This is a genomic window from Vibrio owensii CAIM 1854 = LMG 25443 (genome assembly GCF_000817815.1).
Taxonomy (GTDB): Bacteria; Pseudomonadota; Gammaproteobacteria; order Enterobacterales; family Vibrionaceae; genus Vibrio; species Vibrio owensii.
Genome location: NZ_JPRD01000025.1, coordinates 139040 through 160516 on the forward strand (window position 1 = coordinate 139040; position 21477 = coordinate 160516).

Below are 21477 nucleotides of genomic sequence, written 5' to 3' on the forward strand. Positions count from 1 at the left end.
GAGTTCAAGCATTACTGCCTATTTGGGTCGTAATGTTGGTTTTCGTCGCTCAAATAAACAGGATTGTGCTTATCGCAATTTGGCTCAAACCAGTATCTGTTACTAGTATTGATTTGTCCTGTTGCTGAACAAAACGGAAATAAAATGAAAAGTAAATTCTACGCAAGCGCACTGTGTGCGGCGACGCTAATCGCTACCCCTGCAATGGCTGCTGATCAAGAACTGTATTTCTACAACTGGTCGGAATACATTCCAAACGAAGTTCTTGAAGACTTTACAAAAGAAACCGGCATCAAAGTTATCTACTCTACGTACGAGTCTAACGAAAGCATGTACGCGAAGTTGAAAACTCAAGGTTCTGGTTACGACTTGGTAGTACCGTCTACCTATTTCGTATCTAAAATGCGTAAAGAAGGCATGCTGCAAAAGATCGACAAAGAGAAACTGTCTCACTTTGCTGATCTAGACACTAACTTCCTGAACAAGCCGTTCGACCCGAACAACAACTACTCTATCCCATACATTTGGGGTGCGACCGGTATTGGTATCAATGCTGACATGCTAGACAAGTCATCGGTTTCTAAATGGGACGATTTCTGGGATAGCAAGTGGGAAGGTCAACTAATGCTGATGGATGATTCTCGCGAAGTATTCCACATTGCATTGACTAAGCTTGGTTACTCGCCAAACACGACTAACCCAGACGAGATCAAAGCGGCTTACGAAGAACTGAAAAAGCTAATGCCAAACGTGTTGGTATTCAACTCAGACTTCCCAGCGAACCCATACCTAGCAGGTGAAGTATCACTTGGTATGCTTTGGAATGGTTCTGCTTACATGGCTCGTCAAGAAGGCGCGAACATCGACATCATCTGGCCAGAAAAAGGCACTATCTTCTGGATGGACAGCCTAGCAATTCCAGCTGGAGCGAAGAACGTTGATGCAGCTCATAAGATGATCGACTTCCTACTACGTCCTGAGAACGCAGCTAAGATTGCACTAGAGATTGGTTACCCTACTCCAGTGAAAACAGCGCACGACCTACTACCGAAAGAATTTGCTAACGATCCAAGCATCTTCCCACCACAAGAAGTGATGGACAGTGGTACATGGCAAGACGAAGTTGGTGAAGCAAGCGTGCTTTACGATGAGTACTTCCAAAAGCTAAAAGTAGACAACTAATCAGTCTGTCGAAATAGTTTAGAAAAGCGGCTTCGGTCGCTTTTCTTGTATCTGAAGATCGCTATTTGTGGCTCAATCCATACTGCTCGAATGACAAAGCATCAGAATACAAAGTTTCAAAATACAAAAAGGCATCGAATCACTCGATGCCTTTGTTAAAGAAGGTTCTATCCGTTTAATTAAGCGCTGGCTTCGTTTTCCAGAGCAAGAATTTCGTCAACCAATTTTGGCACTTCAATACTTGCTTTACCGTAACGCTTCTCTTCAAACTCACTCTCGACGGCACTTGGCTCTAAATTGATTTCAATCGTATGTGCACCATGCATCTTCGCATCATGTACAAAGCCTGCGGCTGGATAGACGACACCAGAAGTACCGATAGAAATAAACAAATCCGCCTCTTCCAGTGCCGCATATATCTCACCCATGCGCAGTGGCATTTCACCGAACCAAACAATGTGTGGACGCATTTGAGCCGGAATTTGGCAGCAATGGCATAACTCTCCAGTCTCAATGTCTTCTGAATGCTCGATGACTTGATTGGATTCGCTGCAACGCGCTTTGAGCAATTCACCGTGCATGTGAATGATATTAGCGCTACCGCCTCTCTCGTGCAGATTATCGATGTTTTGAGTGATGATAGTCACTTTGCCTTCCAACTGCTCTTCTAAGCGTCCTAGCGCGATATGGGCCGCATTCGGCTTGATATCTTCACCTTGCAGCTTTTTACGACGTTGGTTATAAAAGCTCTGAACCAAATCCGGATCACGCAAGAAGCCTTCCGGTGTTGCGACATCCTCGATACGGTGATTCTCCCAGAGACCATCTTGAGCTCGAAATGTTTGAATACCAGACTCAGCCGAGATGCCAGCCCCAGTAAGTACGACAATATTTCTGTATGGGAAATTCATAACCGATCCTTGTTGCTCTTTTTTATTAAGCTTAACACCGATAGAAAAACAACAATAGCAATAAGGATTAGACCATGGTCGTAAGCCTGCTGATTTGCCTCTAATTTCTGTTTAAAAACTGATGGAATCACTCCGTCTTTCAGGCATAAAAAAGCCCCGCGATGGCGAGGCTTTTGAGCAAAGATTCCGTTTTACAGGTTTGGACCTGTAGACGGTCTGTGAGGCATATTGTTGCGCAGTTGGTTCATACCTTGGTACATGCGTAGGAACCACACAAGAATCGCTAGCGTTGCGAACAGCATACCTACCCAAGGGATGAAGTAAGCTACCGTGTCTAGCAAGCTGCTGTGTACCCAATAGTCACTTACGCCAACCAACACACCATTCGATGTTGCCACTGTTACGATCAATACAACAAAGAACGTGAAGTACAGGAAGAATGTGCGAATCAAGCCGTAGTAATGTGAGTTCACTACGTCGCTATCTTCGCCTTTATCCAAGCGGTAGCCCGCGTAAATGATTGCGATAACGCCTGAGATCAAAAACGTAAACGGGGTCAAACAACTCAGGATGTACGCAACCCAAATCCCGTTATGAGGTTTGTTCATTCGCTTTCGCTCCTTTTGGTTCCGTGTTTGCCGTATCTGTTTCGCCCATCGCTTCTTTGGATTTCACTTCTTCATACCAGAGATCGTGGTGTTCTTTCGCCCATGTTTCGTCAACTTCACCGGTAACCATACCTTCTAACGCACCTTCCATACCGAATAGACCGATGTAGATGTGGAAGATAAAGCCACAGATTAGAATCAGTGCCGAAATCGCGTGAACAAGGTTAGACAATTCCATATCGCGACGAGTTTGGCCGAAAATTGGGAAGTCCAGAATTAAGCCACTCACTGCAGCGATAGCACCGAAGAAGATCAACAACCAGTAGATCGCCTTTTCACCACCGTTCGAGAAACCAGCCGATGGGTGCGTACCTTTATGTTTACCAACCATACCGCCCATTTTCATGAACCAACGGATGTCTGTCATGTTAGGGATAGATTTGCGCCACCACTTCAGTAGAACAAACACCAGCAAGATGAAGAACAGCGGACCCATGTAGTTATGGTACTGCTTCGCCAACATAACGATGAAGCCCCAGAACTCAGTGGGTACGTACGGCTTCAAGAAGTGCTTACCGTAAACCAGCATTAAACCACTGAATGCCAGCGTTAAGAAGGTAAACGCCATGCTCCAGTGTAGTGCGCGGTCTAGTCGAGACCAGCGTTTCATCTTCTTGCCAGTACGTGGCTTGCTTAGCATCAGAGGACCAACGAAAACGTAGGCCATGATAACCATTGCGATACTACCGAAAATCGCGACAGCGCCCGCAGGAGACATCCATTTCTCTTTAAGAATGTACCAAGTCTCACCCGGAGTACTGATCAGCACACCGTGTTCCGCTGATTTCGACGTGGTATAGCCTTCTTGCCCCTCTTTGACCTGACGCCAAAAGTCTGCACCTGCAAGTTGCGTCATCTCCTGTTGTACCACTGGAGATGTGTCTTCTTGCGCAGACGCTGGCATCGCAAAGGTCAGCAGTAATGCTGTCATCATCGACAGCATTACAAGAGACGCACGTTTAAGAGTATTTAACATGTGTCTCTCCTACTTAGCTTTTAGTTGCGTCGTAAGAAAGATCGTTACCGTCTGTCCAACCTGCGTTTTTCGCACCGCGCTCAACCACACGTTGACGGAAAATGTCAGAAACTTTCTCTGCATCACCCGCTAGCAGTGCTTTTGTTGAACAAAGTGACGCACACATAGGTAGCTTACCTTCAGCAATACGGTTCGCGCCGTACTTCTCACGCTCTTCTAGAGAACCTGGTTCTGTGTTTGGGCCACCTGCACAGAAAGTACATTTGTCCATTTTGCCACGCTCACCGAACGATGCTTGTTTCGGGAACTGAGGCGCACCGAATGGACAAGCGAACAGACAGTAACCACAACCGATACAAAGATCTTTGTTGTGAAGGACGATGCCATCTTCTGTGTGCTCGAAACAGTCAGCTGGACAAACCGCCATACAAGGCGCGTCTGTACAATGCATACAAGCTACAGAGATTGAGTTTTCGCCTGGTTCACCGTCGTTCAGTGTTACTACGCGGCGACGTTGAATACCCCACTCAAGCGCATCATCGTTTTCGTTCTTACATGCAGTAACACAGCCGTTACACTCGATACAGCGTTTGGTGTCACATAGGAATTTCATTCGTGCCATTGTCAGACTCCTTACGCTTTACGAATGTTACATAGGGTTACTTTAGTTTCCTGCATCAAAGTAACAGGGTCGTAACCGTAAGTGGTTGCCGTGTTGGCTGCTTCACCAACAACATAAGGGTCCGTACCTTCTGGGTACTTAGAACGTAGGTCTTCACCTTCGAACTTACCGCCGAAGTGGAACGGAATGAACGCCAGACCCGGTTTAACACGACGAGTGACCATCGCTTTCACCTTGATGCGACCTTTTTCTGCGCCTTCAACCCAAACGTCATCGCCATCTTTGAAGCCAAGATCGTTTGCGTCTTTCGGGTTCACTTCAACAAACATTTCTTGTTGAAGTTCAGCAAGCCATGGGTTTGAACGAGTCTCTTCACCACCGCCTTCGTACTCAACCAGACGACCAGAAGTCAAGATGATTGGGTATTCACCAGACTTGTCTTCTTTCTGGATAGACTTGTAAAGCGTTGGTACACGGAAGATAGCTTCTTTGTCGTCCCAAGTTGGGTAATCCGTTACAAGGTCACGACGAGGCGTGTATAGCGGCTCACGGTGTAGCGGTACGCGGTCTGGGAATGTCCAAACAATCGCACGCGCTTTAGCGTTACCAAATGGGATACAACCGTGCTTGATTGCTACGCGTTGGATACCACCAGACAGGTCAGTTTTCCAGTTTTTACCTTCCGCTGCTGCTTTTTCTTCAGCCGTTAGGTCGTCCCACCAACCAAGCTGTTTGATTAGCTTGTCAGAGAATTCTGGGTAACCGTCTTTGATTTCACAGCCTTTTGAGTAGCTGTCTTCAGCAAGTAGGCTTTGACCTTCAAACTCAACACCGAAACGCGTACGGAAGTTACCGCCACCCTCTGCAACCGTCTTCGACGTATCGTACAGAATGTGTGTGCCTGGGTGTTTCATCTCTGGCGTACCCCAACATGGCCAAGGTAGACCGTAAGTCTCACCATTCACAGGACCACCTTCTGCCTCTAGAGACGTTTTGTGGAATGTATGCCAGTTTTGTTGGTGCGCTTTTAGACGCTCCGGGCTTTGACCTGTGTAACCGATGGTCCACATGCCTTTGTTGAATTCGCGCGTGATGTCTTCGATCACTGGCTGGTTGTTCTCAACACGGATGTTTTTGAACAGCAGATCTTCATAACCTAGCTTCTTGGTTAGCAGGTACATGATTTCGTGGTCAGGTTTAGATTCGAACAATGGCTCGATAACCTGATCACGCCACTGAAGTGAGCGGTTAGATGCTGTCACACTGCCGTGTGTTTCGAACTGAGTTGTTGCAGGAAGCAGGTAAACGCCGTCAGTACGATCGTTCATTACCGCTGCGACAGTTGGGTATGGGTCAACAATAACCATCATATCCAGCTTTTGCATCGCTTTCTTAATTTCAGGACCACGAGTCTGAGAGTTTACTGCGTGACCCCAGTAGAACATGGCGCGGATGTTTTCACGTTGACGAATGTTGTCTTTGTTTTCAAGAACACCATCCACCCAACGAGATACAGGGATACCTGCACTGTTCATTGGTTTTTGACCACCGTAAGCGTTGTCATCGAAACGACCTTTCACCCACTCGTAATCGATTTCCCACACTTTTGACCAGTGACGCCATGAACCTTCAGACAGACCGTAGTAGCCTGGTAGTGTGTCAGATAGTACGCCAAGGTCAGTTGCACCCTGTACGTTATCGTGACCACGGAAGATGTTCGCACCGCCGCCCGATTTACCGATGTTACCTAGCGCAAGCTCAAGTACACAGTAAGCACGTGTGTTGTTGTTACCAGTCGTATGCTGAGTACCACCCATACACCAAACGATACAACCCGGACGGTTTTCAGAAAGCAGTTTCGCTGTTTGGTAAACTTCAGACTCAGGAACGCCAGTTACGCGCTCAACTTCTGCTGGTGTCCACTTAGCTACTTCTGCACGGATTTCATCCATACCGAATACACGTTGACGGATGAACTCTTTATCTTCCCAGTTGTTCGCAAAGACATGCCACAGCACGCCCCAAATGAACGCAACGTCAGAACCCGGACGTAGCGATACGTAGTGATCCGATTTTGCAGCTGTACGAGTACGACGAGGATCCGCAACAACGATCTTACAATTGTTCTTCTCTTTCGCGATTAGGATGTGCTGCATCGCAACAGGGTGCGCTTCTGCAGGGTTTGAACCAATGAACAGCATCGACTTACAGTTGTGCATGTCATTGAAAGAGTTGGTCATCGCACCGTAACCCCAAGTGTTTGCTACACCTGCTACGGTTGTTGAGTGACAGATACGCGCTTGGTGGTCAACGTTGTTGGTACCCCAAAGCGACGCCATCTTACGGAACATGTACGCTTGTTCGTTGTTGTGCTTCGCACTACCCAACCAGTAAACGGAATCTGGACCCGACTCTTTGCGGATGTCCATCACCTTGTTACCGATTTCTTCGATCGCTTGATCCCAAGAAAGCTTCTTCCACTTACCGTTTTCAAGCTTCATTGGGTATTTCAGGCGACGCTCACCGTGACCGTGTTCACGCAGTGCTGCGCCTTTTGCACAGTGTCCACCAGCGTTGAATGGGTGGTCGAATGCAGGCTCTTGACCTGTCCACACGCCGTTTTGAACTTCAGCGTAGATACCACAACCTACAGAACAGTGAGAACAGATGGTACGTTTTACTTCTGTTTTCGCTTCTGGATCCACCGATTTAGCTTGTGCTTTCTTCATCATGCCCGGTGCAAAAAGACTTGCACCTACAACCGCACCACCAGCAGCAAGCGAGGTGTTTTTCATGAATGCACGGCGAGAAACGCCAAGCTGATTGGTTTCTTTGCTCACACTGTCGGAGCGTTTGACAAGTTTCATCCGTTATCTCCTAAAGTGTGTCGTAGTAATCGCGAATGTGTTGAGTTTCACGATACCCTTTCTTCTTCACGTCTTTTTCAGAAGGCTCAACCGTTTCTGAAGCGCTTGCCACTTTTGTTGTTCCAGCGACAACCGCACCAGCTACGGCTGCAGTCGTTAAGCCTTTCAGGAGATCCCTACGGCTTGTGTTTATTTCTTTATTATCTTTCATCATTGCTTCCTTACCTTACGGTAGATCTTTGGAGGCTATTGCCCCTCTATCGATATGACCAAGTACTGCTCGATTACTCGTAATCAGTGACGTTTTTCACATCAATTTTTAATTTGTGCTTACTGCTTTTGGTGTTCACGCTAAAGCGCACTTGTTCCAGTGTTAAGAACGCCTCACACAGTTGAGCTGCTGGCTTATAAAAGTTCGCGCTCTCTGCGTTTTCTAGTTGCTGAGTGAAAGAGTTGAACCAAGGTGCGATGTGTTTGTTAAACACCGCTTGTTGAAGATCTTCTTCTTCACCCGTTAGCATCGACATCACTTCACAAAGTGCTGCGATGTGGTCTTCCGGCTCTTTCACATTTTCATCGCGCTCGAAACCAAGCAGTTCCAAATCGTGACGAATTTCAGCCAGTGGTTTTTCCATCATTGCACCCGTCATGTGCCATGAGCCAAACGGCATCACTTCACCACGACCGATACCAATGAAAAGATCTTGGTATTCATCTTCTAGCGCTTCACGGTTGGAATCTTTTGCCGCTTGCTGAAGTGCAATCCACGCTTTTTGCATTGCGCTTTCTGATGGCTCAACTTCTAGAGAAGTCAGGAACTCGATCATTTCCTCACTTGGAGCGCTACGGAAAAGCGCAGACAAAACCAAGTAGATCTCTGTTCTCAGTGTTTGTTCTTGTTCTCGTTGTGTATCCACTGCGAGCTCCTAGTATTTCAGTTGTTTCATTGGGTCTTCTGCCATCGACTCAAACATGTCGATCACACGGCAGTCTTCACACATCGCGATACGATTAATCGCCGCTTCATCAGAGAAATGAGAGTGACCGCGTAACTTGTTTTGTAGCATGTCGATCATAGACTGAGGTGCGAATGGCTTATGACAGCGAATACATTCCGCTGCTTTCTCTTCGTGAATCACAACCGCTTTTTGGCGCTCTTCTTTCACCCAGTTCATGCGTGGCGTTAGAGTCAGAACTTTCTCTGGACATGCCTTTTCACACAAACCACATTGAATACAATCTTGTTCAACGAATTTAAGTGATGGAGATTCACCGTCGGTATGAAGCGCACGTGTTGGACAAACCGCCACACAGCTCATACACAACGTACAATCTTTGCTCTCACAAGAAACATTGCCGTAAGGCGCGTTCGCAGGCAGTTCAACAATGTTCTCAACAGGAATACGAGAAGAAGACATCGCATCCAACGCAGTAAACAGACGCTGACGCTTGTTACCTTGAAGATCGCCAAGAGCAAGATCGAATGAATCTGTACATAGTGTTGGAGGACCTTCACGAAGCGATTCCAAGTAAAGGATATCGATGGTCTCTTTTGCGATACCAAGTTGATCCAATAGCTCTTGCGCGATACCTACTTCGTTGTTCAGAACACGAATGATGGTTGCAGGCATAAAGCGAGAAGCTGCAAATAGTACTTGCGTCGCGCCATTAACTAGAGCGGCGAACCATGTATCGATACCGATAGAAGGCAGCTCTTCAACCACAATTGGAATCACGTTATCTGGTAGCGCATTAAGTGCCATCACGTTGTAAGTCTCGTGACGAGAACTACAGATAAGAACGATAGGATCCAGACCGCCCGCTTGCTCGTAGTTCGCTAGCGTGCGTTCAATGAATTTTTGCGTATCTTCAGGATTAGGTAGCGCGTAATGAATCGCTTCTGTCGGACAAGCCGTTGCACAAGTACCCACGCCCTGACATAGATATGGGTTAATCTCGATGCGATGACCCGTTTTATCACTGCCTTCACTTGATAGCGCGCCAGCAGGACAAGCATCGACACAACGCTCACAACCTTTTACGCCACGAGAACTGTGTGCACATAGATCAGTGTCCAGACGGAAGAACTTTGGCTTATCAAACGTACCCATTAGTGTTGGGATTTCTTCTAGCGCTTCTGCCAGTTTTGGATAACCGCGCCCTACTGGGTAGTAACCCGGAACAGGGACCTCTTCTGACATACAGCTGCTTAGACAAAGATCGAGAACAACATCGAAACAATCACTATTAATAGCGACTTTTGCTAGGTTGCTTGTTAGACCGTTATTTTCGATAAGCACTTCAAACGTACCTAGGAAACCAGAAACCTGAACAGAGTTTGCAAAGTACAGTTCTGGACTGGTGCCTTTCTCTCCGTCTGTAGAAAGAAGTGTCAGGCTGTTCATTTGAGATAGCTGCGCGGCTGCACTCTCAATGATGGCAGTCGGTCCAACAATCAGTGTATTACCGCCACTCTCGTAGCTCACCGTTGGTGGAATAAGGTTGGTCAACTCTACGGTATTCTCAAACGCATACAGACGCGCTTTACCGTTATTGGAAGTTGCTTGTTCTAATAGTTGTTTCAACATTGCTCAGTTCCATTTATACGCATGGATAGTTTCTTCCATCTTTCATTGTAGTTAGCGCAGGCGATTCTGCTGATTAACTCGTCAGTAACTACCCCTTTTAGGTAGTCCCACCCGGGTTATCACTGCCTGTTGGGCAAATGGTCTAACTTCAACAAGAATGGTAATGAGCAACAGATAGCAAATGTCGTGCCAATTAAATATCAGCTAATTTTCAATAGGTTAGCTATTTATCTTAGAAATTGTAGGGATAAAAAAACCGACTGAGACATTTTGTCTCAGCCGGTTCATTGAGCGTTTAGTCAAAATGTACCTATTCTTTGTGTGGTATATTTTGTCCCACCTCTTCAGGGGCTAGTTTTGTCTCTAGAATATCACTTTCATTAGATGCTGTATTTATATCCAGTTCTTTTTGTTCTTCGGGAATTTCGGCACCTTCAGCAAGTTCTACATCAGCCGATTCAATATCACTTTCTTCATGAGATTCAGTTGATTGTGTCGTTTCTTCTGCTGGTTCTTCTTCCGTTTTCTCTTTCACCCAATCACGAAGTGTTTCAGCCACCCCTTCAGAAAGCGACTTGAGGTTACTGTAATCATCGTCGTAATCATCCAAACCATCGCGAACGTTAAACTCTTCTGACAAGAACATCTTACGCAGTGCGGCTTTCTTAACGCTCTCTGAAGCCTCAGACACTAATAGCTGCGCTACGGACATCTCTTCAGGATCAGTAGTTTCGTTTGATGCCTGTTGAGATTCAGTCTCTGTCGCAGAAGCCTCAGTAGCTAATGCTTGCGCTTCAGTGCTTAATTCTTCATGAGCTTGTGCGGTTTCTGGTTCAGTAGATTCAACAGACTCCACGACCTTAGCGTCTGTAGGCTCGGTTGTGGTTTCTTCTAATTTACGTTTCGACCAACGGCTAAAAAAACTAGTTGCCATTTGCTCTGCCCGCTCCTTTGCGTTTCTTACGTCTTACTTCTAACAATTCACCGTGGCGCCCAATAAAGGCTTCCATCCAAGCTTGAATAGCTAACGGCATATCATTAGATAATACTAGGTTATCGCCATCCATATATTGCGCAGCGACAGTTTGAGACGCCGTAAGCAATTGAATCGTCGGTGTATCACCAGAGTCGACATTATCCATAACCAAAAAAAGCTTTGGTTGCTGCGAGCTCAGGTTAAAGCGGTAATCGGTGCGCTCGTCTTTGTGCAATTGCAACAAGCACACGTGTTGAGTGTCTTCGGTTGGGTTAATTTCAAATCCCGTCAGTTGCCATTGGGTCGTGACCCAAATACCGGTACTGATCTCATGCTCTACAAGATCCACGCCTATCGACCATGAATCTTCATTTTTCTCGAACTGTTTCTTATCCGACATAACTCACCCAGTTTGTTCTATGTTGGCTTTAAGACAGAAAAGGACATTTTGTACTTTGCTTTCAACCATTTTAGCGGTACAAAGCAATAAACGCGCCAGATTAAGCCTTACCTTCGCTAAGCTCATAAGTTCAAAACTAGTAGAAATTCAAATTAGCACCTGTGTCATTGCTGCGATATCGCAGAATTAATCCAGAATCGAAGCAATGCCTCGCAATTTTCCTTATAACAGCTATTTTGGAATGAGAATTGCTTTGTTGTAGCGTTAAGACGAATAGACCCATTAATCGGCTCTCTCATTCATTAGGACATGACTGTGGTAAAACCAAACATTATTAAAACCAGTGAAAATCCCCTACAGACCATCGAAGTAGAAGTGTTTGACGAATACGGTGAGAAGCTAACTAAGCAAATCGCCTGTGAGCGCCCTCTTACGGTGATGTTGAACTGGAAGGAAGTCGTTACGCTAATGACGCTTGGCTCTCGTCCTGAAGCGCTTGTGTTGGGTTATTTGAAGAACCAGAGCTTCTTGTCTGATCCTGAAGCGATTGAATCGGTCATTATTGACTGGGAAACGCACTCAGCTGCGGTTATCACCAAAGAAAATACCGAGCACCTAGAAGGCGCGCTGAAGAAGAAAACGGTGACGTCTGGCTGTGGTCAAGGCACTATGTACGGCAACGTGATGAAGCAGCTAGAAAATTACCAAGTCCCACAAGTGCCTTTGAAGCAATCTGAAATCTACGCGGCGCTTGAAGCATTGACGCATTATAACGATACCTACAAAAAAGCGGGCGCTGTGCATGGCTGTGCTGTGTGTAAAGGCAACGAAGTGCTGTCTTTTGTGGAAGATGTTGGTCGTCACAACGCAGTTGATACGCTAGCGGGTGAAATGTGGCTTAATCAAGAAACGGGGGAAGATAAAATTTTCTACACAACGGGGCGCCTTACATCAGAGATGGTGATTAAAGTGGCGCAGATGGGTATCCCTGTTTTGCTTTCTCGCTCGGGTGTAACTCAAATGGGTTTGGATCTGGCGAAAAAGTTTGGCATCACTACTATCGCTCGTGCGAAAGGCTTACGTTTCCAAGTCTTCACTGGTGCAGAGAAGATTGATTTTGACGTGAAGGGAAATCAATAACTCATCATTAATTCACCAAATGAGTTAGACTTAAGTCATCATGTGGATTCACAAAGGATGTGAACTATGAACAACGATCAGCTGTGGAATTATCTACTCACCCCAAGCGGCATCATCGTTTCGATGATCATTACCTTCGGGCTCGTTGGGATTTATGCTTATCTAATGAGGCAATTTAAGGATTGAACGCCACAATATAGCGCTAGCAAAGCATTAGCACTAACACAGAATAGACATAAAAAAAGACCTCGCAATGAGGTCTTTTTCTTTATTCGGAAGAAGGATTAGCCTTCGATACCACGAGATTTTAGGAACTCAGAGTAAGTACCTTTAAAGTCTGTGATTTTACCATCGCGGATTTCGATGATGCGTGTTGCTAGCGAGTCTACGAATACACGGTCGTGCGATACGAAGAACAATGTGCCTTTGTACTGCTCTAGTGCCGTGTTCAATGATTCGATCGATTCCATGTCCATGTGGTTGGTTGGTTCGTCCATTAGCAGCATGTTTGGTTTGTGCATCATTAGCTTACCAAGCAGCATACGACCTTGTTCGCCACCAGACAGTACTTTTACTGACTTCTTGATGTCATCTTGACCAAACAGCATACGACCTAGGAAACTACGAACCACTTGCTCGTCATCGCCTTCTTGACGCCATTGACCCATCCAATCCGTTAGGTTTAGGTCTTCTTCGAAGTCGTGTGCGTGGTCTTGCGCGTAGTAACCGATGTTCGCGTTTTCAGACCATTTGAACTCACCTGTACGTGGTTCTAGTACACCAGCGAGCGTGTTTAGCAAGGTTGTTTTACCCACACCGTTCTCACCGATGATTGCAACGCGCTCACCAACTTCAAAAATCGCATTGAAGTTAGCAAACAGGTCGTCTTCAAAACCTTGGCTTAGGTTTTCAACAATCAGAGCGTTACGGAATAGCTCTTTAGACTGCTCAAAACGAATGAATGGGTTTTGACGGCTAGACGCTTTTACTTCGTCCAGTTTGATCTTGTCGATTTGCTTAGCACGAGATGTTGCTTGTTTTGCTTTCGATGCGTTTGCAGAGAAACGTGCAACGAACGTTTGTAGCTCGGCGATTTGTGCTTTCTTCTTCGCGTTGTCGTTTAGTAGACGTTCGCGAGCTTGAGAAGCCGCAGTCATGTACTCATCGTAGTTGCCTGGGTAAACACGTAGCTCACCGTAATCCAAGTCAGCCATGTGCGTACATACTGAGTTTAGGAAGTGACGGTCGTGTGAAATGATGATCATTGTGCAGTTACGCGCGTTTAGCGTGTCTTCCAACCAACGGATAGTGTCCATATCCAAGTTGTTGGTTGGTTCGTCAAGAAGCATTACGTCTGGGTCTGCGAATAAAACCTGCGCTAGAAGCACACGAAGTTTCCAACCCGGTGCAACTTCACTCATTAGACCGAAGTGTTGCTCCATTGGAATACCTACAGCAAGAAGAAGCTCACCCGCTTTTGCTTCTGCCATGTAACCGTCCATTTCCGCGAACTGAACTTCTAGGTCAGCCACTTTCATGCCGTCTTCTTCGCTCATTTCAGCAAGTGAGTAGATACGGTCACGCTCTTGCTTCACTTCCCATAGCTCTTTATGACCCATAATTACTGTATCGATTACAGTGAATTCTTCGTATGCGAACTGGTCCTGGTTCAGTTTTGCAACGCGCTCGTTTGGATCGTAGCTTACGTTACCACTTGTTTGTTCAAGCTCACCGCTCAGGATTTTCATAAAGGTTGATTTACCACAACCGTTAGCCCCAATTAAGCCGTAGCGGTTACCTTCGCCGAACTTAACTGAGATGTTTTCAAATAGCGGCTTAGCGCCAAATTGTTGAGTAATATTCGCTGTGGAAATCAAAACCTTTACCTTAGCAATTCAAGTTTATTGGGAAAAACCGCGCAACGTTACTGCTTAAGGCTACACACTTCAAGTTTTGTTTTTATTAATTAATGAGAAAAAGCACTGTTTAGCGAACTGATTTTTGAGATTTGGCTAACATAAACCTTGCTAAATTTAAGTGTTCTCACTCTAACCGACTCAAAACTGAGACATAAATCCGTCATGACTAACCATTGACATACCCCATGAAATTGGGTTTATAGTGCGTCCCCTTTTATCAATTCCGTACGTTATTCCTTTATTAAGCGTCAGTCTCTATTAAAGAATCGAAACTAAACGTACGGTCATTGGGTAAAACTCGCATATCGCGATAAAGCAACTACACTAACTCTAACCTTCTAAGTTTTAAGAGAATTTTATGCATTTCATGGCGCGCATTTTAATGCTAGTCGGTCTCGTGCTTTCTTTACCCGCTCACGCTGAGTGGGAGTACGAATTCCAACCTGAGCCTCAAGTCTTGCCTGTAGCGCAAGAGATCGCTCAGGAGATCAATAAGCTGCCAGAGCCTTTGTTTATGTCTGACCAAGACAAACGTAAGGTCAACCAACTGCTCAATGCAGTAATGAGTGAGCAGCGCAAGCAAACCCTTATCTTTGCTCAACACTTAAAGACATTCCGTGAGTCTGGTGAAGACAAAGAATGGTTTGAGACGCAATCCAGTTACCTTACGGTCAACAGCCTAGGTCAAAGCAAAGAACGTTTATTAGAGCTAACCGACCCTATCACGCACGACAAATTGACCGGTTTTGGTCCTTATGGTGTTACGCAGTTTAAGCAAGAGTGGCGTCAAACTCGGCTTAACGTTGAATACTTGGTGTTCTTCCAGATTCGTTCTTTCAAATCTCTGATTAAAGAAATTCTGATTTCACCGATTCCGGTTGTTTGGGCTGGCATCAAAGTGTTGTTTATCTATTTCGGTCTGGTCTGGTGGTTAACCAATAGCAAGCGCATCATTACCCTATTCCGCGAAACGCAGCTAGATAACGTTGCCAAACCGCCAATTTGGGTTCGTTTGATTTGGTATATCAGCCGCGCGCACAGAGCAATTGCTTGGTTGATTGCGATTACGCTCTCGCTTCGAGTGCTATCAGAAATCCCAAGCTTGCAGCATTTGATCATTCTAGAAATCTTCACTTGGTGGGTTCTAGGTGGTTCTATCGCGATTAGCTTTATTCTCGAGTTTGCTTATCGCAACAGTCGCAGCACTAGCCAAGAAGTGATTGCCCTGCGCCTTTCGACCATTCGTCGTTACGTTTGGAGCGCTATTGTTGCTGGCGTAATTCTTCAAATCTCGATTCGTACGCTGGGTAAAGGCACCATCTACTCGTGGATCTACAGCGCGCTGTTCTTCTGGTTTGTATTGGTGACGCTGTCGGTATTGCGCCTATGGCGTAAAAAGGTATTTGAAGTCGCGGAGAAGCTCTCTGATCGTCCTGTGTGGGTAAACTGGTCTATTCGTCGTAAAGACACCTTGTTTCTAAGCATCATTGGTACGGCTATATGTGCCGTGTGGATTACGCTGCATAGCTTCAAACACCGTATTGTCGCAATGCTGTCTAACTACACCATGTTTAGCCAAGCGTTGGCATACTTGTTCCGCATCGAAGTTGCCAAACAAACAGGTAACAAAGGCGGTGATACCAACCTAGTAAGAATCAAAGGCGAGCAAACATTCGAGTATATTCTTCCTGGTAGCGAAGACAGCGAGTTGGTCGAGTATGCCTCAGACGAAGTCAAGCAACTGTCTAAATACATGCTGACAGATAGTCCTGCGGTATGTGTAATTTCTGGTGAACGTGGCGTTGGTACAACGACCTTCCTTCGTACGATCCTGAACAAAGTGAAGAACGCCAAACCGCTTTATCTAAACTGCCCATATGCAGGCTACAGTGAACTACTAAAAGAACTGGCTCTACAACTTGGTTTGGAGGAAGACGCGTCTGAGATTCAGGTTCTTGCGCATTTACGTAAAAGTGACACGCCTTACCTTATTGCAGTTGATAACGCCCAGCGCTTAGTTAAGCCAATGGTAGGCGGTTTAAGCGGTTTGATTAAACTGACTAATCTACTTCGTCGTTCTAAGAAAAATCACCGCGTTGTCATGGCGATTGAGAAAGCAAGTTGGCGTTTTGTCGACCGCGCTCGTGGCGAACGTCTGTTGTTTGACTGGGTGGCGTTTATGCCGCGCTGGAGTGAAAAACAACTGTCTGCGCTGTTTGATACGCGTATTAACCAAGAGATTGAGAACCCAGTAACGTTTGATGGTCTTGTCGTCCCTAAGCAATGGGACCAAGAAGACATCACGGAAGAAGAACGTGCTAAACAAGGTTTCTACCGTATTCTGTGGCATTACTCAGATGGTAATCCAACGGTTGCGCTACGTTTCTTCCGCCTGTCTCTTCGTCAGAACAAAGAGACGCAACAAGTGGTGGTTCGATTGTTCCACGCACCAGAGTCTCAAGAGCTAGAGAAAATGCCGAAGCCAATGCTAGCCGTGCTGCGCTCAATTGTTCAGCTTGAAGTGGCGTCGCCGGAAGAGTTGTCTGAGTGTACTCAGCTAAGTATTGCGGAAGTTATTGGTACTCTGCGCTACTTCCAAAGCCGCGGCTTTATTGAGTGGAGCGAAGACAAAGCTCGCGTGTCGGATCATTGGTTCCGTCACATTACCAACGTTCTCGACCGTCAACATTTATTGGTGAAATAACGATGAAAAAACTACTCACCGTATTAGCGTTATCGCTATTAAGCACCTCTGCATTGGCGACTGAAGACATCGCGAGTGTGGATAATATCTCGCAAATCGCTAGCCTAATTCGTTGGAGCGGCGTGTTCTTCTCCATCATTGTGATTGCCTCAACGTGGCTATTGCTTAAGTTCATGAACTCGATGGTAGAAAGTATTGGTAGCCAGTTCGTACAATACCGCATGGTGCTACAGAAGCTTCAATCTTTCTTGCAGTTCTTTATCTACTTAACCGCTGGCTCTGTCGTGTTTATGATGAGTTTCCGTATTAACGATCAAATCCTTGCTTTGATTGGTGGTACGTTAGCAGTTTCGGTTGGTTTCGCCTTGAAAGATCTAGCCGCATCCTTCATCGCGGGTATGACGGTTATGGTGGATCGCCCGTTCCAAGTTGGTGACCGCGTCACGTTCGAAGGTAACTACGGCGATATCATTGCGATTGGTTTGCGCTCTGTGCGTATGCGCACCCTAACCGATGACATCATTACGATTCCAAACAACAAGTTCTTGAGTGAAGTTGTGGTCAGCGGTAACTACGGTGCGCTGGATATGCAGGTGGTGATTCCGTTTTATGTCGGCATGAATGAAGACATTACGTTAGCGCGTGACTTGATTCAGGAAGCGGCGTCTTCAAGTCGTTATATCCACCTACCTAAGCCGGTAACGGTTCTTGTCAAGCAGACCATTACGGAAAACTACTTGGCAATTCAACTAACGTGTAAGGCTTATGTGGTAGATACCGCTTACGAGAAATTGTTTGAAACCGACATTACTCTGCGTGTGATGAAAGAGTTCAAAAAGCACGGTATCAATCCTCCGAAGATTGCAGTGCATACGGGTTAATTCAACGTATTCCTCTCGCCTTTAGAGGCGACAGATACAAAAAGGGTCAGTGATTTACACTGACCCTTTTCTTTGCGCGTTACGAATTGGAATCGCCGGTTAAGCGATATTCGTTACCTCAAGCAGTAGCTCGGCTTTCTTTGGCAGGTAGATACTGAACGTACTGCCTTTGCCCCATTCCGATTCAGCTTTTAGCTCGCCGCCTGTTTGACTAAGAATACTTTGCGAAACAGAAAGCCCTAGCCCGGTACCGTCGCGTTTAGTGGTATAGAACGGAGAGAAGATACGACTTAAGTTTTCTGGCTTGATACCGCAACCTTCGTCAGTGACATGAATCGCGGCACCTTTCAGTTCGCCGTCTTCAATCCAATCTTCACTCACGACGGTTAGCTTGCCTTTGCCGTCCATCGCGTGAATGCCATTCATCTGCAAGTTCACCAGAATCTGCAGCAAGTGGTGGCGGTTGATCTCGACCGAGGTATGGGCTTGTAAATCGGTGACAAAATCGATGTCGCGCTTTTTAGTGCCGGTTTTAACCAGCGTAATACTCTCATCGATAATTGGATTCACGTGCTGCCACGTAATTTCGTCTTGTACACCGCCCTGACGGCTGTATTGCAGTAAGCTGCGCGTGATATTACGAATACGGTCAATTTGAGCGTGAATCGCATCAATCTCTTCCTGAACGCGGCTTGCCTCTTCACCTAGCTCAAACTGAATCAATTCAACGTTACCCAGAATCACTGCGGTTGGGTTGTTAATCTCGTGGGCGATCCCAGCAGTCAACTCACCCAGTGCGGCAAGCTTTTCGTTGACGACCAGTTTGTCACGGGTTTGGTTGAGCAGTTGAATATGAAGTTCAAGCTCTTCAGTTTTGTCTTTCAAACTCGCCGTACGTTGTTGAACTTTACCTTCCAGCTCCATGGCGGAGTTCTTCAGCTCGACTTTGCGATCTTCCAAAGCATCAAGCATGTTATCGAACTGACGCGCTAACTGAGCGAGTTCGTGGTGTTCATCCAGCCCTAATGGACCAATGCGCTTTTCTTTACCCAACTGGACAAGCTTCACGACTTTGTAGATGCGCTCGATTGGACGGAATAGATCACGAGAACCGCGATACACCATCACGCCAGAAACTAAGAGCAACATTAAGGTAATCAAGCTAATCTCAACGATATTTGTCATATACGCTTTGACGAATGGCCACATCAAGTAACCGGTGTAGAGCATACCAATGACATTGTCGTACTGGTCTTTGATTGGTTGATAAGCAGTGATGTACCAAGCATCGTAAACAAACGCGCGATCGACCCATTGCTCACCTTCCGCCAATACCTTGTTGTATACCTCTGAACTCACCCGCGTACCGATAGCGCGACCTAAACGTTGGTCACTGTCTAAGGGAACGTTGGTGCTGACGCGAAGATCATCCAAAAATACCGTCAGAGTCCCCACGGGACGGAGGGTGTCGTTATCACTCAAATAGATAAGATCACGAATTTGATCGACCAATACCGTGCTGTTGTTAAGCAGCAAACCGCCATCTAAGAAGCCAATTAAGTCGTTCTGTTGGCTGTAAACTGGGATCACAGTTCGGCTCACCAAGCCACGCGCTTCCACTCCACCATTCTTTAGAATCGGTACTTCAGCACGTTTGGCGAGTTCAGGGTCTAGCTTTTCCAGCTCTTTTCTGTCGAGAACATCGAAGAAAGATTCGCGCTTAGTTAAATCCATAAAGCGGAATTTGTTTTCCATCGAATTAACACGTTGGAAGGACAAAAAGTCCAAACCGTAGCGTTTTTTCTGTGCAGTCACCCACTTTTGCAACTCTGCTTGTGGGACATTTTGATTCACTCGGGTACGGAAGTCATAAGAGTCCGCGAACGATTTCACGTAGTTCGCCTGCTTTTGTTGCAGCAACGTAATACTGTTATTAGCAACGCCCAAACGTTCCGATACGTCTAACAACGCGTTTTGCCACGTATAATGAATCGACCAATAGATCGTAATGCCGATAAGGGCTATCAGCGTTAGAAAGATTGGCGCAGATGTCAAAATCAACAGTCGATAACGCACCATGGTTTTGAATCGGTACGTCCATTTAGACAATCCTTTGTGTTGCTGCCAACTACTACTCGGCATAATCCTCGTCCTCAGAATCCCACTCTTTGTATTTGCGCTCTAGCGTTTTTCGTGCCACTCCTAAATCTCGAGCCGCCGCCGACTTGTTGCCTTCGTGCAAATTAACCAATTGTTGGATATGCGCTTTTTCCACTTCTTTTAGTGTCCAAGTGTTTGGATAGCCTTCACCAGAGAACTCTTTGCCCTCTTTGAAGGTTGGCAATTCTTCACTGTGTGACACGGTAATGGAGACATTAGGTAAAGCATGACCGCCATTGAGTTCACGCCAGTGATGCGCAGGCGGTTTACCTAACAAAATACAACGCTCGATGAGGTTTTTAAGTTCGCGAATGTTACCTGGCCATTCGTACTCACTCATCGCTTCCATATCTTCATGCGCCCACTTCGGTGCTTGCATACCCAGCTCACTGGTCAGCATATTGCTGAAATATGGAACCAGTTCAAACAAGTCTGTTTTACGCTCACGTAGAGGGGCAACTTCAATCTTCAGCACGTTCAAACGGTAGTAAAGGTCGCTACGGAAGTTACCTTTGTTGACCTCTTCTTGCAGGTTGCGGTTGGTCGCCGCGACAATACGAACATCAATGCTAATTTCACGCTCAGAACCAACCGGACGAATGGTGCGCTGCTCTAACACGCGTAGCAGTGACGCTTGCATGGACAAAGGCATCTCACCGATTTCGTCAAGGAATAATGTGCCGCCATTGGCTACGCGGAAAAGACCTTCGCGAGATTTCTTAGCGCCAGTAAAAGCCCCTGAGGTATGACCGAATAGCTCACTCTCTAAAAGCTCTGGTGCAATCGCGCCACAGTTAAGTGGGACGAATGGACCTGTTCGACCGCTTGCTTGGTGAATGCCTCTCGCTATCAACTCTTTACCGGTGCCCGACTCACCTTCCACTAGGACAGATGCGCGAGACGGCGCAAATTGAGTGATCAGTTGTTTGAGCTGGCGAGTTTTTTCCGAACCGCCAATAATCTCTGAGGTGTTGTGACGCTGATAGTCACGCTTCATCGCGTATTGCATGCGTTCGTTCAAACGGCGATCCATACAACGACTGACCGCTTTCAGCATCTGTTCTAGGTTAAACGGCTTGAGGATAAAGTCCGACGCACCAAGCTGTAGGGCTCGAATCGCAATTTCCAAATCCGCGTAGCCTGTCATAAAGATGACATCCGCGCGTTTGTCGTCATCTTCAAACGCCTCTTCCCATTCAATCCCTGAACGCCCCGGCAGGTTGATATCTAACAGAATCAAATCGTAGTGGCGTGAGTTACGTAGCTCTTCCGCTTCTTCAATGCTGCCCGCTGTATCGACTTGAGAAAACAGCTTGCCCAGAGCCTTTTTAAGGATGGCTTGCATACCGAGTTCGTCATCAACGACCAGTACTGAAAAAGCGTTGTATTGTTGGTTTGTACTAATATGGGATTGAGTAGACATATTTACCCCAGTTGGATTTGAATGGGACAGAGTGTACCAAGTTTAAACAGAGATACCCTA

The 21477-nt window shown here is 46.2% G+C and carries 17 protein-coding genes; 4 read left to right on the top strand and 13 right to left on the bottom strand.

The genetic code is table 11. The features are described from left to right. Nucleotides 1-144 precede the first annotated feature (144 nt). Nucleotides 145-1182: an extracellular solute-binding protein gene (locus tag H735_RS15765; protein WP_005528441.1), complete on the top strand. Its 1038-nt coding sequence runs from the start codon at nt 145-147 to the stop codon at nt 1180-1182. Nucleotides 1183-1361: 179 nt separating this feature from the next. Here H735_RS15765 and cobB read toward each other — a convergent pair whose 3' ends face one another. The 10 genes from cobB to H735_RS15815 all read right to left on the bottom strand — a co-directional run bounded on the left by cobB (nt 1362) and on the right by H735_RS15815 (nt 11190). Then, entirely contained in the window at nt 1362-2093 is a 732-nt protein-coding gene (gene cobB, locus H735_RS15770) for a Sir2 family NAD+-dependent deacetylase (protein WP_020197411.1), read from the bottom strand. 191 nt (nt 2094-2284) lie between these two features. Further along, nucleotides 2285-2701, bottom strand: coding sequence for a membrane protein (locus H735_RS15775; protein ID WP_009706096.1), 417 nt, complete (start codon nt 2699-2701; stop codon nt 2285-2287). Beyond that, nucleotides 2685-3737 (bottom strand): formate dehydrogenase subunit gamma, encoded by a 1053-nt coding sequence (locus H735_RS15780; RefSeq protein ID WP_020197410.1) that lies wholly within the window; start codon nt 3735-3737, stop codon nt 2685-2687. The genes H735_RS15775 and H735_RS15780 overlap by 17 nt, the downstream gene beginning before the upstream one ends. Before the next feature lie 13 nt (nt 3738-3750). Continuing rightward, nucleotides 3751-4359: a formate dehydrogenase FDH3 subunit beta gene (fdh3B, locus tag H735_RS15785; RefSeq protein ID WP_005427693.1), complete on the bottom strand. Its 609-nt coding sequence runs from the start codon at nt 4357-4359 to the stop codon at nt 3751-3753. A gap of 11 nt (nt 4360-4370) precedes the next feature. Beyond that, nucleotides 4371-7226: a formate dehydrogenase subunit alpha gene (locus H735_RS15790; RefSeq protein WP_020197409.1), complete on the bottom strand. Its 2856-nt coding sequence runs from the start codon at nt 7224-7226 to the stop codon at nt 4371-4373. Between the two features lie 10 nt (nt 7227-7236). Next, nucleotides 7237-7437: a twin-arginine translocation signal domain-containing protein gene (locus H735_RS15795; RefSeq protein ID WP_005427585.1), complete on the bottom strand. Its 201-nt coding sequence runs from the start codon at nt 7435-7437 to the stop codon at nt 7237-7239. A gap of 73 nt (nt 7438-7510) precedes the next feature. Beyond that, the gene (locus H735_RS15800; RefSeq protein ID WP_005441574.1) at nt 7511-8143 is read right to left on the bottom strand and encodes a TorD/DmsD family molecular chaperone; all 633 of its coding nucleotides are present in this window, start codon (nt 8141-8143) and stop codon (nt 7511-7513) included. Nucleotides 8144-8152: 9 nt separating this feature from the next. Next, nucleotides 8153-9814 (bottom strand): 4Fe-4S dicluster domain-containing protein, encoded by a 1662-nt coding sequence (locus tag H735_RS15805; protein ID WP_020197408.1) that lies wholly within the window; start codon nt 9812-9814, stop codon nt 8153-8155. A 310-nt stretch (nt 9815-10124) separates the two neighbouring features. Next, entirely contained in the window at nt 10125-10748 is a 624-nt protein-coding gene (locus tag H735_RS15810) for a DUF3306 domain-containing protein (RefSeq protein WP_020197407.1), read from the bottom strand. After that, a complete protein-coding gene (locus tag H735_RS15815; RefSeq protein ID WP_009697781.1) occupies nt 10738-11190 on the bottom strand; it encodes a DUF3305 domain-containing protein in 453 nt (150 codons plus the stop codon). The genes H735_RS15810 and H735_RS15815 overlap by 11 nt, the downstream gene beginning before the upstream one ends. Nucleotides 11191-11505: 315 nt before the next feature. On the opposite strand from H735_RS15815, the gene H735_RS15820 reads away from it, so the two are divergent. Next, nucleotides 11506-12330 carry a formate dehydrogenase accessory sulfurtransferase FdhD gene (locus H735_RS15820; protein WP_027726807.1) on the top strand — a complete coding sequence of 275 codons (825 nt, stop codon included), beginning with the start codon at nt 11506-11508 and terminating at the stop codon, nt 12328-12330. A gap of 284 nt (nt 12331-12614) precedes the next feature. Here the strand turns inward: H735_RS15820 and H735_RS15830 are convergent, their stop codons facing one another. Further along, on the bottom strand, nt 12615-14207 hold the full coding sequence (locus H735_RS15830) for an ABC-F family ATPase (protein ID WP_005427581.1): 1593 nt from the start codon (nt 14205-14207) through the stop codon (nt 12615-12617). A gap of 400 nt (nt 14208-14607) precedes the next feature. Between H735_RS15830 and H735_RS15835 the strand changes: the two genes are divergently transcribed. Both H735_RS15835 and H735_RS15840 read left to right on the top strand, forming a co-directional pair. Beyond that, nucleotides 14608-16953, top strand: coding sequence for an ATP-binding protein (locus tag H735_RS15835; protein ID WP_020197405.1), 2346 nt, complete (start codon nt 14608-14610; stop codon nt 16951-16953). Between the two features lie 2 nt (nt 16954-16955). Then, nucleotides 16956-17834, top strand: a complete 879-nt coding sequence (locus H735_RS15840; protein ID WP_020197404.1) for a mechanosensitive ion channel family protein — start codon at nt 16956-16958, stop codon at nt 17832-17834. Between the two features lie 99 nt (nt 17835-17933). Here the strand turns inward: H735_RS15840 and H735_RS15845 are convergent, their stop codons facing one another. Together H735_RS15845 and H735_RS15850 are read right to left on the bottom strand one after the other, a co-directional pair. Continuing rightward, complete coding sequence (locus H735_RS15845) at nt 17934-19976, bottom strand: sensor histidine kinase (RefSeq protein ID WP_027726806.1); 2043 nt, start codon at nt 19974-19976, stop codon at nt 17934-17936. Beyond that, complete coding sequence (locus H735_RS15850; protein ID WP_020197403.1) at nt 19966-21417, bottom strand: sigma-54-dependent transcriptional regulator; 1452 nt, start codon at nt 21415-21417, stop codon at nt 19966-19968. Before H735_RS15850 ends, H735_RS15845 begins: the two co-directional genes overlap by 11 nt. Nucleotides 21418-21477 lie beyond the last annotated feature (60 nt).